This window comes from Sphingobacterium sp. CZ-UAM (assembly GCF_002000245.1).
Classification (GTDB): domain Bacteria; phylum Bacteroidota; class Bacteroidia; order Sphingobacteriales; family Sphingobacteriaceae; genus Sphingobacterium.
Genome location: NZ_MTCM01000008.1, coordinates 34,675 through 50,386 on the forward strand (window position 1 = coordinate 34,675; position 15,712 = coordinate 50,386).

Sequence of the window (15,712 nt, forward strand, 5' to 3'; positions counted from 1 at the left end):
ATATAAATGCAATAATAAATTATGCAATACATAGAAAAAATACAAGCACATCTAGGTGCGGAATCAGATTATCTATTAGCGTTTGACAAACCGGCAGTTTCAAAAACCATGCTCTATCTTCCCGAAACTACTTTTATTGATCAGGTATATGGTGCCAGCGACCGTACGCCACAGGTGTTACGCAGCTTAGGGCAGCTTTTTGGAACAGGGCGATTAGCTCATACAGGCTATCTATCCATATTGCCCGTAGATCAGGGGATTGAACATAGCGCGGGCGCCTCTTTTGCGCCCAACCCGCAGTATTTTGATCCGGAAAATATCGTGAAACTGGCCCTGGAAGGGAATTGTAATGCCGTGGCGTCAACTTTTGGTGTTTTAGGGGCTGTAGCCCGAAAATATGCACACAAGATTCCTTTTCTGGTCAAGATCAATCATAATGAACTATTGACTTATCCTAATCGGGCCGATCAAATTCTGTATGGCACCATACGCGAAGCCTGGAACATGGGGGCAGTCGCTGTCGGAGCGACCATTTATTTCGGTTCGGAAGAATCCGATCGTCAGATTATCGAAGTGGCCAAAGCATTTGAGGAAGCGCATTCACTCGGTATGGCTACCGTTTTATGGTGTTATTTGCGGAATTCGGCGTTTAAGACCACAGACAAGGATTATCATCTTGCTGCGGATCTAACAGGACAGGCCAACCATCTCGGTGTTACCATAAAAGCGGATATTATTAAACAGAAACTTCCGGAACTGAACGGTGGTTTTAAGGCGCTCAATATGGGCAAGAGCAGCTATGGTAAATTAGATGAACGCATGTATACACAATTGTCATCAGACCATCCGATCGATCTTTGTCGCTATCAGGTGCTCAACTGTTTCGCCGGTAGGGCGGGATTGATCAATTCGGGCGGAGCATCCGGGCAGAATGACATACAGGAAGCTGTAAAAACTGCCGTGATCAATAAAAGAGCTGGCGGAACAGGCCTGATATCCGGGCGGAAGGCTTTTCAAAAGCCAATGCAGGAAGGCGTGGAATTATTACATGCAATCCAGGATGTCTATTTATGCAAAGAGGTGACGATCGCTTAAATCTGATTTTATGATCAGCCTGCCGACAGGAAGTCTTTATTATTATTCTACTAAGTGACAAAAAATAGTGTTTTGAATGATCTCCGGAAAACTGCTTTTCTGGAGATCGTTTTTTTTTTTTTGCGGCAGAACAGCAAATAGGGGAAGGGTATCGCTTTTATTGTTATTGATTATTGTTATTGATTATTATTGAATTTATGGCTATTGGCATTAAAAGCGCCTTGGCTCCGATGGTGATTAAGTTATCGAACGTATTCGCCAAACTGTCAATAATAAAGGTTAATACTTCGGGTATCGGCTAGCTTCCCGAAGCAATCGACAGCTGTGCCATGCGTATTGTGCCGTTAATATCCAAGACGGTGTAAAGAGAGCATCAATAGGCTATAAACAGGCATTGCTGAATAAATTTGCTTGTATATGAAGGCAAATTTATCTAAGTTTGTTCACTATTTTTTAAATAATACATTCATAATTATGTTGCAATTGAATTATATCCGTGAAAACAGGGATACGGTTATCGAAAGATTGGCTGTCAAGCATTTCAAGGAAATTGGGTTGGTCGACGAAATCATCCGTTTGGATGAAGACCGCCGTAAGATCCAAGCGGAATCGGACGCCCTTTCGGGGGAGGCTAATGCGGCGGCAAAACAGATTGGAGATCTGATGCGCCAAGGGAAAAAAGAGGAAGCTGAAACCGTTAAATCGCAATCGTCCGGATATAAAGAGCAGGTGAAGCAACTGTTGGATAAATTAAGTGCGATCGAAATCGAGTTGAATGATAAGATTGTGCAATTGCCTAACTTACCGCATCAATCAGTTCCTGCTGGTGTAAGCGCTGATGATAATGAAGTCGTTTTAACGAATGGGGAGATTCCTGCTTTAGCTGAAGATGCTTTGCCACATTGGGACTTGTTAAGCAAATATGATATCGTGGATCTGGAGCTCGGTGTAAAAGTCGCAGGGGCCGGATTTCCGATTTACAAGGGTAAGGGAGCAAAATTGCAACGTGCATTGATCAATTTCTTTTTGGATCAGGCTGCTGAGCAAGGATACGAAGAGGTGCAGGTGCCGATCTTGGTGAATGAAGACTCTGCTTTCGCTACGGGACAATTGCCCGATAAGGAGGGGCAGATGTATTATGTAAACAATGATAATCTATACTTGATCCCTACCGCGGAGGTTCCGGTAACCAATATTTACAGGGATGTGATTGTTAAAGAAGGGCAGTTCCCTATTAAGCATTGTGCCTATACGCCATGTTTCCGTCGCGAGGCCGGTTCTTATGGCGCACATGTACGCGGTTTGAATCGTCTGCACCAGTTTGATAAAGTAGAAGCTGTACAGATTGTTCATCCGGAGAAATCGTATGAAGTGTTGGAGGAAATGAGCCTGTACGTACAGGGCTTGCTTAAAAAACTGGAATTACCTTACCGTGTGCTGCGCCTATGCGGTGGTGATATGAGTTTCACTTCCGCTCTTACATATGATATGGAAGTGTATAGCTCGGCCCAAAAGCGTTGGTTGGAAGTGTCTTCCGTATCTAATTTTGAAACCTATCAAGCCAATCGCCTAAAAGTGCGTTTCAAAAATACGGAAGGAAAGATGCAACTAGCTCATACATTAAATGGGTCTGCTTTAGCTTTACCTCGTATTGTCGCGGCTATCTTAGAGAATAATCAAACCGATAAAGGCATTCGGATACCAGCGGTTTTGGTACCTTATACTAAATTTGAGTATATTGATTAATAGTATTATTAAACAATAAATTCCTGTTTTCGGGATTTGTATTGAAAGGGACTCTACCTGAGCGGGTAAAGTCCCTTTTTTTGGGATAACTCGATTTGAAATGATTTTAGAATCATTATAAATTACGACTTTTTTGGTGATAAAAAACGAACGAGCTTCTATGTTAATGTTTTCTTATTACATTGTTAATGTTTTGTTAAATATAAGTGATTCCGTATAAAATTCTGTTTTAAATTTGTTTGAAGAGTTTTTATTCTAAAATGAATCTTCTGTTTGAATTTGTAAGATACGGATGTCTTTGTTGCGGTATTTTTTGTTTTTGCGAGTGAATGTTAAAAAACTTGTAAAAGCAACTTTGGCTTTATATATTTGGAACCGCTAATAAAAATCGCACTAACTATTATATACTGTAAATGCTGAAAAGAGCAAATTTTACAGCTGAGTATTTTCAACGGATTGACTTTACATCTATCTAGGGTTGACTTTCCCAATAATATTTTCAACTGTTACCACATGAATAGCGGTATGCTATTTTGCGTATTGCTGTTTATTGTCTAAACAATGTGTGTTTAGACAGTTATGCTAACGGATATAATTTATATCAATATAAAAGGATTAGAAAAATAATAAAATTAACTAACTAAAACATGAAACAAACATTACTAAGTTTTCTTGTTGGCGGTATGATCCTGACTTCGGTCGCATTCGCACAAGAAAAAAAGATTAGTGGTCGTGTTACATCTGCTGATGGTAAAGCAATACCTGGGGTGACAGTAGTTGTACAAGGCACCAATCAAGCTACTCAGACTGATACTGATGGTAATTATTCATTGAATGTACCGGCAGGTAAAGTTGTCGTATTCCGTTCCGTTGGTTTTGATGATAAAACTATTATTGTTAACAACAACAGTTCTGTTTTCAATGTCTCTTTAGTCAATCATGACAATGCTTTGGAGGAAGTTGTCGTTACTGCAAATGCAATCAAAAGAGAGAAACGTTCTTTGGGATATTCTGCGCCAACAATTAAGAGCGATGAATTGACCGAAGGTCGTAATTCGAGTGCGATCAACTCCTTAGCTGGTAAAGTTGCAGGGGTAAACATTACTTCTACGTCAAATTCTCCAGGTAGTTCATCTCGTGTTGTCCTACGCGGTGGTTCTTCTATTTCAGGAAATAACCAAGCTTTAATCGTTGTCGATGGTACGCCAATTGACAATACAAGTAAAATGGGTGGTTCCAGCGATCTAGCGAGTGTGGATTTTGGTAACCGTGGTAATGATATCAACCCGGATGATATCGCTTCGGTAACAGTATTGAAAGGTCCTGCGGCGGCTGCATTATATGGTTCGAGAGCCTCTAATGGCGCGTTGATAATTACAACAAAAAGCGGTAAAAAGGGTTCAAAAAATGAGATTACTTTCAGCTCAACCAATACGTTGTCATCTATTTTAAAATTACCTGAATTTCAAAATGAATATGGACAGGGGTATTCAGGTTATAATAAGGCTGGAGATTTGGTGTTTGTAAATGATCCTAAGGAAAACTGGTCTTGGGGAGCGCCTTTCACTGGTGAGGTTCAAGAATGGGGACAAGCAGTAAATGGTGTTCGTCAGAAAAAGGCATATTCTGCGGTGAAAGACAATGTACGTGATTTCTTCGATCTAGGTATTGCTTCTGATAACAATTTAAGCTTTTCTGGTGGTTCGGATAAATCAACTTTTTATTTAGGATTAAACGCTTTGAATTCCAATGGTGTTTATCCCGGTAAAAAAGATAACTATAACAAATATGGTGTTAGATTTAACGGAACAACAGAGTTCTCAAATAAATTTAGTGCTGGTATTGCTGTAAATTATAGCCGAATCAACAGTAATAATGTTGGTGGCGGACAAGGTGGTGGTTCTGTATACAATAACTTGTTACAAACACCAAGAGATATTGATATTGTTGGTTTAAAAGATTTATCCAATCCTTATAACGGCTATGGTTATACGGACGAAAATGGTGTAGCTCACAATGATGTTTATGGTTACTATGGTGCTTATACCATGAATCCATACTGGGTATTGGCTAACTATAATAATTTTAATGATGTGAACCGTATTATGGGGAACTTCAATGTGAATTATAAACCGACAGAATGGTTGACATTTCAAGAGCGTATTGGATTGGATAACTATAGCGACCGCAGACGTTCGGAATCTCCAAAATATAGCTATTTGCCAATAGATAACACCACTGGTAATTATTCTGATGGTAATATCCAAACTGATCCAGGACAATACCGCATCGATCAATTTAACGTGAATGAAATTGTACACGATTTCATGGCGACAGCCAAACATACCTTCAATGAAGATTGGGAAGCGTCATTCATGATCGGAAATAACATTCGTCAACGTAAAACAACGTCCAATAGTACGGCAACAAATTCAAGTGGTGGACTTGTTGTTCCAGGGTGGTATAACCTTGCGAATTCTAACGGCCCATTGGATCTGATTGAAGATACATGGACAAACCGCCGTCTGGTTGGTGTTTATGGTGATTTGAACGTTTCCTATAAAAATATTGCTTATTTACAAGCTACAGCACGTAACGACTGGTCATCTACTTTACCTAAGAAAAATAATTCATTTTTCTATCCAAGTGTTAGTGGGTCTTTTGTCGCATCAGAATTATTCTCTCCAGAGTTGAAGAGTAAGTTCAGTTATGCAAAAATTCGTGCTAACTGGGCGCAAGTAGGTTCGGACACAGATCCATATCAATTGATTTCAACTTTTTCTAGAAGTAGTATTGCAGGTGGTTTCGGTTCTACGACTTTCCCATTTGGAAACGTATCTGCATTAATGTCAGGAAATACCATCGGGAATTTAAACTTAAAACCTGAAATCACGACTTCGTTCGAGGTAGGTGCTGAATTAGGCTTTTTTAACAACCGTTTGTCAGCTGATTTTACCTACTACAAGAACAATTCAAAAAATCAAATTTTAAGTATTCCTATTCCACTTTCTACAGGTTACGGACTTAGTTTGGTAAATGCTGGTAAAGTTCAGAATAACGGTGTGGAATTAACTTTGCGTGGGACTCCAGTGAAGACAGAAAACTTGACATGGGAATTGTTTGGAACGTTCACAAAAAACAACAGTAAAGTTGTCGAATTAATGGACGGTGTACAACAAGTGTCGGTTGGTGGCTTCTCTGGGATGAGTATCGTAGCTGCAGTAGGACGCCCATATGGTGAGTTTTATGGTGTTACAAATGCTACAGATGCGGAAGGACGTACAATTGTTGATCAAAAAACAGGCTTGCCAATTGCTTCTTCTAAGCCTGAATATTTGGGTACGTATAACCCAGATTTCCAAGCGTCTTTGGGAACAAGCTTGAGTTATAAAAACTGGTCAATGAGTGCATTGTTTGATACAAAACAAGGAGGTGTATTCTATTCCAGAACAAAAGATATAATGGGCTTTGTTGGTACTTCAGCTGAAACCGGAGGAGACCGTTTTGGTCAGATTTTCCCGAATTCCGTTTATTTGGATGCTTCGGGAAATTCAGTTGTGAATACAACTGCGACTTACGATAAAGTTGATTATTATCCAAATATGGAGTCGGGTGTAAATGTTGTAGATGCGACTTATATCAAACTGCGCAACCTTACATTCTCGTATAAATTCTCTAAAGACATGTTGAAAAACACACCATTTGGAGCTGCTTCTATCGGAGTATTTGGTAATAACCTATTTATCTGGACACCAAGCGAAAATAAATATGCTGATCCGGAGGTGAATTCATCTGGTGCTGGTAATGCGCAAGGTTTTGACTTTACAGCTCAACCTTCATTACGGAATTATGGTATCAATGTTAAAGTTTCATTTTAAGAGCAAGTAAAGTATGAAAACTATAAATTTTAAAAATGCTAAGAAGCTTTTAGTTTTAGCTTTAGTTGGCACACTAGGACTGACTAGCTGTAATAAATTTTTGGATGTGAACGAAAATCCAAACAATCCAGAGACAGCTACCCCTAGTTTATTATTACCTACAGTGGAAGCTGCCATCAGTCAAGTAGTAGGTAACAGTTTTCAGGTATATGGTAATATCTGGGGACAATATTGGACACAAAATCCTACATCTTCTCAATACCGCTCTATCGACAGGTATCAAGTATTGAATACTGCGATGGATAGATCATGGTTGATTTTGTATCGTAGCGCATTGAATAATGCGGAATTGATCATTAATTCAAATGTGGCGGCGAATGACAATTACAAAGGTATTGCCTATTTGTTGAAAGCGTATACATTTCAAGTAGCAACAGATGCCTTTGGAGATATTCCATTGTCAGAGGCACTAAAGGCGAATGGAAACCTTAATCCTAAATACGAAGCTCAAGCGGTTGTTTACGATTCAGTTTTCAATTATATCGATAAAGGTTTGGCATTGTTAGCAACACCGCAAGCAGTACCTGTTTCAACTCAAGATATGATTTTCAATGGTGACTTGGATAAATGGAAAGCTTTTGCAAATACATTGAAGTTGAGAGCATATTTACGTATTTCAAATGTGGATGCGAATAAAGCTGCCGCAGGTATTAAAGCGCTTTATGCAAAAAACGCTAAATTTTTGGATCAAGATGCTTCAATAGCTTATACAACAACAGGTGGTAACGAAAACCCATTCTATAATGAGATGGTAGGATTAGGTAAAACCCAAAATGTTGTGGCTAGTGGAACCGCAGTTAAGGCGTTTGTGAGAAACAATGACCCAAGAAGATTCAATTTGTACAACAAATTGAGCGGACAAGATACAATTGCATTTATCCTTCAAGGTGATTTTAGCGCAAATTCAGCGAAATTAGTTTCTTCTCCTTCGGCACTTGTTGGCGGTCGCGCTGTAGATCCTACATCAGCGACGGCGCCAGTGAAATTGTTATCAGCTGCTGAAAGTAAATTTTTGCAGGCTGAGGCAGTAGTAAAAGGTTGGGGTACAGGTGATGCGAAAGCATTATTTGAATCTGGTATCACGACAAGCTTTGAAGCTACCGGTAACGCTAATGATGCTGCTAAATATATTACAGAAGCTCCGGATGCGAAATTCACAGGTGATGCAGAGGCAAAAGTCAAAGCTATTATCACACAAAAATATTATGCAATGTGTGGTTTTCAAGGTTTTGAATCTTGGACTGAGTGGAGAAGAACAGGTTATCCAACTTTCTTCACAACTTCTATTGCATCAACTTTAGGTGCAGGAAGAATGCCGTTGCGTATGCCTTATGCCAACAGCGAAGCTACTTCAAACGTAAATTATCCAGGTAACGTTGTTATCTATACGCCTGTATGGTGGGACGTTAAGTAATTTTTTAGATTATATATGCTTATAAAAGCGGCAATTTCGAAAGAAATTGCCGCTCTTATTTTTTATATATTGGGACAATCAGAACATGCTCTTATTTTTATGTTTTTTGATACTGTTTTTGTTATTCCGCATTTATCAGTTATTGTACATCTAATAATCATTAAACCATCATAAGCACCTGCGGGGAAAGAGTCTGCTTCTATCTCCACTGAACGAGAATTTTTATCCGATATAAGTCTGCCGCCATCAACTGACCAGGACTGAGATACAACATCTTTAGCATTATATAAATTGTATTGAGAAGAATTTCCGCTATACACAAATGTATTGCCAGATATTTTTACCTCTTCTGAGCTGCGAGTAGTTATTTTTGATTCAATTCCTTTTGGACTATTGTTCGAGCAACTGCTGTAGCCTACAGTACCACCGCTTGATCCTATACTTTTTATTGTGACATTTGGACCGTGGCTATTCCCAACAATTTGTAAGTCTCCTTTTACATACCAATATACGGGTTCATTGATGGTATAACCAGATTTTGTTTTGTACGATATAGTTTGGGTTGAGCCCAGACACATTTCAGGCTCGCCATCTAAGTACATTAACGGTGTTACACTTATTGTACTATATTTTATATGGATGCTGACTTTCTCGTCTAAATTATTGCTAGTAGTGAAACCGATGTATTTAAAACATTTATCGGGTGTAAATTTCAATGTGAGTGTTGCTGACTGTCTACGGTTAATGTCGAGAGGGCCTTGTTTGTACCATCTAGTCTCAACATCTTCATTTCCTTTTTTTGATACGTCAATATCTGAGACTAAAGTAGCTCCAGAAATGTTTTTTAATGTGAAAAATTTTATTTCTGGAAAGTAAGATTTGCTACTTGCGGATATAAAGCCACTTTTATCAACGCCAACAATATCTACTGGTATTGAGATCGTATATTCATTTCCTTTCTGAAAATCTCCTTTGATAACGCCGTTAGCACCAGAATATTTGTCTAAGTTTATATTTACGGATGTGTCGTTATTTCCCTTGGACATATTTCCCATGCTGACATAGAAAATATTGGCTTTCATTTCATCCAAAGTAATTTGCTTATTATCAATAAAACCGCCTAAGCCTTGTGACCCATTGGTAGTAGGTATATTGGCGGCTTTTAAAGATGTTTTAGTTTGATCCAGATTTGAATCCAACTTATCCATGCTTCCATTCTTTACACAGGAAAGAATGGGTAATAATGATAATAAAATTGCGACTAGTTTAATTTTCTTCATATATTTTTTTGTTTTATAATTTTTCTAATATATAAATATTTGTGATTTTAATGTATGTTTTTATTTAAAATTATTGTAAATAGGTGTTATAGAAGATGTTTAATTTTCTAATAGGTGTATTTATTTGAGCTTTAGTGTTTTAATTTGGAAGATATATGAGGATTTTACACCTTTTGTCTATAATTTTGGAGTCTCATAGGACGATATGAGATTAAAATGGAAGCTCTTTATAAGCTTTTAGACGAATGGACTGTTGAAGTTGAACCACTATCGAAAGTGGCCTATTGCTAATGCGAAGAAATCTACTAACGCAAGTTTAAATTCTGCTCTGTTAAAGGTGCAACTAAAGGGGGGGAATCAGATAAAATCACCGCAACAGCGGCAGCAAACTATTTTGACACGAAAATCGAAGGCTTGTTCCAAATGAATTCTTTAAAGGTTATTACGAATCAGAAATATTGGCATTCTTTGGTGCGTCTGGTGAATCAACAGAAATGTATAACGATATCCGCCGTTGGAAAGCGAATGGTGAGAACCTTGTTGAATTGAAAAACCCAGGTAAATTCCCATTACGTTTACCATATGGTAATGATGACACAACGACTAATCCGAATGTCCAAGCAGCATACGGTGATGGACAATATGTGTACACTGAAAATGTTTGGTGGGCAGGCGGTAAGCGCTAGTCTATCGATCTAAACTTATAAAATGGAAAGCGGTCTCGAAAGAGACCGCTTTTTTTGTTGCAATCTTTGGTGTCAAATGCTCCATTTGTTTTAATAAACACCTAGCTCTACTCAAAAGTACAGCTATCTGAAATTACCAGTAAACGCGATCCACAATTCAAAATCGATAAAAAGCTGGCCAAGCCTTGATAGATAAACTATCGTTCAGAAAAGAATGGAAATGTGATATATACCCAGCTGTTTTACCAAATACCGCTGTAATTAAGTTTAATTGTATTTATTTAAGATTTGCCTTCTTTCCATACCGGAGGAAGCCTTTTTATTTGTCTTAAATAATAAATCCTGTTACAATTGGAAATTATTTAGTTAGAATTTAATTAATTGATTTTGTGTCTGTTGTGAGTAAAATTAGCGTGGTTTTTTAAAATTGTTATGTTAGCATTGTAAAAGTAGAATTATATTTTAATATTTGTCTTAACATTTTTTAACATAAGATCGTTTATCAAAAGATGTTCAGCTAACTAAATAAATTACAAATAGCAACGTGCTAACCAATATTTCATTAGAAATAATTTTTTAATAAACTAAACATATGAATCACAAATTACTCAGTTTTTTCGTGGGTAGTATGATCCTGACATCGGTTGCGTTCGCGCAAGAACGAAAAATCAGTGGTCGTGTTACTGGAGCTGATGGAAAACCATTGGCGGGCGTAACGATCGTTGTGCAGGGATCGAATACGGCTACCCAAACAGATGCGGATGGTAACTATTCCCTGTCTGTTCCAACAGGAAAGGTTATTATCTTTCGTTCAGTCGGTTTCGCGGATAAGACATTAATTGTAAAAGAGGGACAATCCGCTTTTAACGTTATGCTAGATAATTCTGATAACGCGCTTGATGAGGTTGTGGTAACGGCTTTGGGTATTACAAGGGATAAAAAATCGCTAGGTTATGCGACCCAAGAAGTTAAGGGGGAAGTATTATCCGCGGCAAGGGGAGGTAATGCATTACAATCACTCTCCGGAAATGTAGCTGGTGCAGTGATTTCCGCACCATCTTCAAGTTTGGGTGGTTCTACACGTATCGTTCTCCGGGGGATAGGTTCCTTAACTGGGGAAAACAAGCCCCTAATTGTGGTAGACGGAATTCCAATGGACAACTCTAATTACAATAGTGCAAATGCCGAACGTGGAGCTGGGGGACGTGATTATGGAGATGCCGGTTTTGATATTAATCCAGACGACATTGAATCCGTTAGTGTTTTAAAAGGAGGACCGGCATCAGCATTGTACGGTGCTCGGGCATCCAATGGTGTAGTGCTTATTAAAACAAAAACGGCAAAAAAAGGGCGGGATGAGATCATTTTTAATACTGGTGTAGCTTTTGAGCAATTGGGTATTACCCCGAAACTTCAGAAATTATATGGTGGTGGATTCACACCTGAGTTTAATACCGCAACCATCAATGGTAAACAATATCAGTTGGTAGATTATTCTGCGGATGAGTCTTGGGGACCCAAATTGGATGGGCAAGAAGTATTGCATTGGGATGCTTTTGATCCCAATGATCCAGATAATTATTTAAAAACTCGTCCTTGGGTTTATCCAAAAAATGATTATAGATCATTTTTTAATACTGGTACCACTTATACGAATTCCTTATCATTGGCTAAATCGTATGAGAATACCTCCGCTCGTTTGTCGTTATCAAATACGAGCCAATCGGGGATTGTTCCAAATAGTAACCTAAAACGCACAACTGTAGCCCTAAGTTTGGACAACAAATTTTCAGATAAGCTGACTGCTAGAGGAACAATTAATTATATTCGGACTAATGGTTTTAATAGGCCTGAGCAAGGTTATGGCGATAACTCTATCGGTCAAAAAATGTTTCAATGGGGGCAAACACAGTTAGATTACACTCGCCTTAAGAACTATAAGACTATTACGGGGGCACAAAAATCCTGGAATATAAAGTCATGGAACGACCCGACACCAAACTATTCGGATAACCATTATTGGATAATCAATGAAAACATTTCCAAAGATCAGCGTGACCGTTTTTATGGTAATGTAGAATTGCGTTACGATATCGCTCCTGGATTGTATGCTACAGGAAATATCTATGGTGATAATTATACCTTGAAAATAAACGAACAGGTCGCTGTGGGCTCCCTTTCTACATCATCTTTCTCGGAAGCCATTCGGGAGTTTATGGAGATGAATTACGAAGGTCGCGTGCATTTTGACAAAAAATGGGATAAATTTTCTTTAAATTCATTTGTAGGAGCAAATAGACGGAACACAACAACCCATCGGTCTAGTGCTGCGACAGCCGGTGGTTTGATTGTACCAGGCTTGTATTCAATCAATAATAGTACGCAAACAGCAACAATCGAAACATTCGGGACAAAAAAACGTGTGAATTCGGTATTTGGAAGTTTCTCCGCAGGATATAATGACTTAGTCTATTTAGATTTTGGCTGGAGAAATGACTGGTCTTCTACGCTCCCAGAGAACAACAATTCGTATTTTTATCCATCAGTGACCGGATCATTTGTCTTCTCACAGGTCGTGAAAGCACCTTGGTTGAATTTCGGAAAACTTCGTGCTGGATGGTCACAAGTCGGTAATGATACTGACCCCTACCGTTTAGCCGATGTATATTTCAATAATGTGTTTACAGGAACTACGTTCCTAGATGCGCCTTACTTTTTGAAGGGGCTTTCAAAATTGAACCCAACGTTACGTCCGGAGACTAAAAGATCTTATGAATTCGGGGTGGAAGCACAGATGTTCCAAAATAGAGTGGGTATTGATGTTACCTACTATAATGAAGAAACGACTGATTTGATTATGGCAGTAACTTCCGGCGCTGAGACCGGTTATAGTTCGAGAGTATTGAATGCTGGTCGGGCAGTTAACAAAGGTATAGAGGCTATGCTGACTTTGGTTCCCGTACGAAAGGAGAATTTTGAATGGACATCCAACATTAATTTCTCGCGGAATCGGAATAAAGTAATGGAATTGGCCGAAGGAATACAATCTTTAACAATCGGTACCGCGCCTTTTAATGCGACATTAATTGCACAGCCGGGACAGCCTTATGGACAGATTTTTGGATCGGATTTCGTCTATGATAGCGATGGCAATAAAGTTGTTTCCCCAACTTCTGGATTATATTTAAAAACGCCGAATAAGAATTTAGGGTCGATTTTACCTGATTTCAATGCAGGCTGGCGTAATACTTTTACTTACAAAGCAATTACGTTATCAGCTTTGATCGATATGCAGAAAGGAGGAAAGTTCTTCTCTATCTCTAATATGTTTGGACATTATACAGGTGTTTTGGAAGAAACAGCAGCTAATGGTGTGCGGGAAAATGGCCTAGTTGTTCCTGGAGTAACCGGTAAAGTCACTTTTAATCCAGATGGATCTTATGTGGTTACTGATGTAAACGAAAACACTAAAAATGTTACTGGCAAAGCGTATTTCAGACACTATTACGCTGGTCCTACTGCACAAAATGTTTTTGATGCCGATTATATTAAATTACGAGAAATCACGCTAGGTTACAATCTGCCATCAGATTTTATTAAAAGATTCCATCTAAAAGGAGCTACAATTTCAGCTTTTGCAAGAAATCTGGCTGCTTGGGGATTGGCCAATAAAAACTTTGATCCGGAAATGGCGACTACAGGTAGTGGTAATATCCAGGGTTTTGAAGGTGGAAATTTGCCGGCTTCTAAAACCTTTGGTTTCAATCTAAAACTACAATTCTAACTAGAATATATTAACATGAAAAATATAAAAGCTATATTGTTGTCTTCTGTCATAGGAATTTCAGCTTTGTCCATGAACTCCTGTACAAAAGATCTTGCTGATATTAACGTAAACCCGAATGCACCGGAAAAGGTGCCAACTTATTCCTTGTTCAACGGGGCAAATAGATATTTAATCAATTTTACGCGCGATGAATGGTTAATGGCGAGGATGTCGATGCCTTGGATGCAATATTCAGCGCAGAATAATTATCTGGAAGAAGATAAGTATCAATATCGTGATAATCAGACTACTAATGGTTGGACCTATTTGTACAGATCTGCGCATACTTTTAAAGATCTTATTGATGTTTGTGAGACACCCGAACGAAAATTAGAGTCTGAACAGAATGGTAATTTGGATAATCAAATAGCTTCCGCTCGTATTATGTTGGCTTACACATTTGACTATTTGGTCAGCCATTTTGGACCTGTTCCTTATTGGTCTTACGGGCAGAGAGAAAATCCAAATTTCCAAGCATTGAACGTGAATAAATATCCACTGCCTGTATATGCGTCGGAGGAAGAGATCTATAAAGATCTGTTAAAAGAACTAAAGGAAGCCGCCGCTCAGTTAAAGACAGGAGAATCAGGGTTCGTTCAAGGCGATAACATTTATGGTGGAGACGCGGCTAAATGGAAAAAATTTGCTAATTCATTGCGTCTGCGTATAGCAAACCGAATCAAGAAAGTGTATCCTGCGGCAACGGCGGAGATTAAAGATGCTATCGCTAGTGGTGTCTTTACGTCCAATGAAGATAACGCTATTCATGCGTTTGGCTCAACCGATGTTGAAGGTAATCCTTTGTGGAAAACGTTTTATACGGGTACACCACGTACGGATTTTTGGCCTAACCGTACTTTTGTACAGTTGCTAAAAGGAGAAACAGCAAACTTCGGATTTGACCCCCGTCTTTATAAGATAGCCGCACCTAAGGGGTTGACATTTTTACAGTACAATAAAAATAATAGTTATGGCGATTCTACCAATTTAGCTGTTTATACAGGTGTGCCTTATGCTTTGCCAGATGTGGAACCGTATTATCAGGAAGCTAAGAATATAAATTTCTTTACTAAGGACATTCTGTCTGCTAATCGCGGGGAAGTTCTTATGGAATATGCTGAAGTAGAGTTTATATTAAGTGAAAATAACAATTGGTCAAAAGTTAACTATGAAAAAGGTGTGCGAGCAAATATGGATCGCCTCGGTGTGCCCAAAGATTCTATAGATAAATTTATAGCTAAACTACCTGTAGCCAATGAAAGAAATGTCATTACGCAGAAGTATGTGACTTTGTTCTTTAATCCCGATGAAGCATGGAACGAATATCGGAGAACTGGTTACCCTGATACGCAGGTGTTGTTAATGCCAGGCGAAACAGCCAAACGCCCTCACGATGGATCGACCTATGTATTTACTCCACTCCAATCAGGCAACGTCATTGCGAAGGATCTTCCGGCACGTGTAAGATATCCGGTCACTCAACAAACGCTCAACGGCCAAAATTGGAAGGAGGCTTCCACTAAACTTGGCGGTGATGAAATTGACAGAAAGCTATGGTTTGCGAAATAAAAGTTGCTTAAACTAGCAATCAATATGTAAGGAAATACTCTCAGATAATCTGGGAGTATTTTTTTTGAGTTATCTGTAACAAGTTATAGCGGTTTCAGCAAGCAAATGTTTTTTACTCTTGTAAAATGCTTAAAGTTTACAAGTATGATGTTACAACA

8 protein-coding genes are annotated in these 15,712 nt (G+C 38.6%); 7 read left to right on the forward strand and 1 reads right to left on the reverse strand.

All coding sequences use genetic code 11. The features are described 5' to 3' along the window. The first annotated feature begins 21 nt into the window (after positions 1-21). The 4 genes from BWD42_RS21920 (at position 22) to BWD42_RS21935 (ending at position 8,193) form a co-directional block, all read left to right on the forward strand. Positions 22-1,095, forward strand: coding sequence for a class I fructose-bisphosphate aldolase (locus BWD42_RS21920; RefSeq protein ID WP_077438551.1), 1,074 nt, complete (start codon positions 22-24; stop codon positions 1,093-1,095). Between the two features lie 474 nt (positions 1,096-1,569). Further along, the gene (gene serS / locus BWD42_RS21925; protein WP_077438552.1) at positions 1,570-2,841 is read left to right on the forward strand and encodes a serine--tRNA ligase; all 1,272 of its coding nucleotides are present in this window, start codon (positions 1,570-1,572) and stop codon (positions 2,839-2,841) included. A gap of 647 nt (positions 2,842-3,488) precedes the next feature. Beyond that, positions 3,489-6,719, forward strand: a complete 3,231-nt coding sequence (locus tag BWD42_RS21930) for a SusC/RagA family TonB-linked outer membrane protein (protein WP_077438553.1) — start codon at positions 3,489-3,491, stop codon at positions 6,717-6,719. Between the two features lie 13 nt (positions 6,720-6,732). Next, positions 6,733-8,193: a SusD/RagB family nutrient-binding outer membrane lipoprotein gene (locus BWD42_RS21935; RefSeq protein ID WP_254846302.1), complete on the forward strand. Its 1,461-nt coding sequence runs from the start codon at positions 6,733-6,735 to the stop codon at positions 8,191-8,193. 62 nt (positions 8,194-8,255) lie between these two features. Here BWD42_RS21935 and BWD42_RS21940 read toward each other — a convergent pair whose 3' ends face one another. Further along, a complete protein-coding gene (locus BWD42_RS21940) occupies positions 8,256-9,473 on the reverse strand; it encodes a hypothetical protein (protein WP_077438554.1) in 1,218 nt (405 codons plus the stop codon). Positions 9,474-9,967: 494 nt separating this feature from the next. On the opposite strand from BWD42_RS21940, the gene BWD42_RS21945 reads away from it, so the two are divergent. From BWD42_RS21945 to BWD42_RS21955, 3 genes are all read left to right on the forward strand, one after another. Beyond that, the gene (locus BWD42_RS21945; RefSeq protein ID WP_077438555.1) at positions 9,968-10,159 is read left to right on the forward strand and encodes a hypothetical protein; all 192 of its coding nucleotides are present in this window, start codon (positions 9,968-9,970) and stop codon (positions 10,157-10,159) included. Between the two features lie 592 nt (positions 10,160-10,751). After that, positions 10,752-13,943, forward strand: coding sequence for a SusC/RagA family TonB-linked outer membrane protein (locus BWD42_RS21950; RefSeq protein WP_077438556.1), 3,192 nt, complete (start codon positions 10,752-10,754; stop codon positions 13,941-13,943). 15 nt (positions 13,944-13,958) lie between these two features. Further along, positions 13,959-15,554, forward strand: coding sequence for a SusD/RagB family nutrient-binding outer membrane lipoprotein (locus BWD42_RS21955; protein WP_077438557.1), 1,596 nt, complete (start codon positions 13,959-13,961; stop codon positions 15,552-15,554). Positions 15,555-15,712 lie beyond the last annotated feature (158 nt).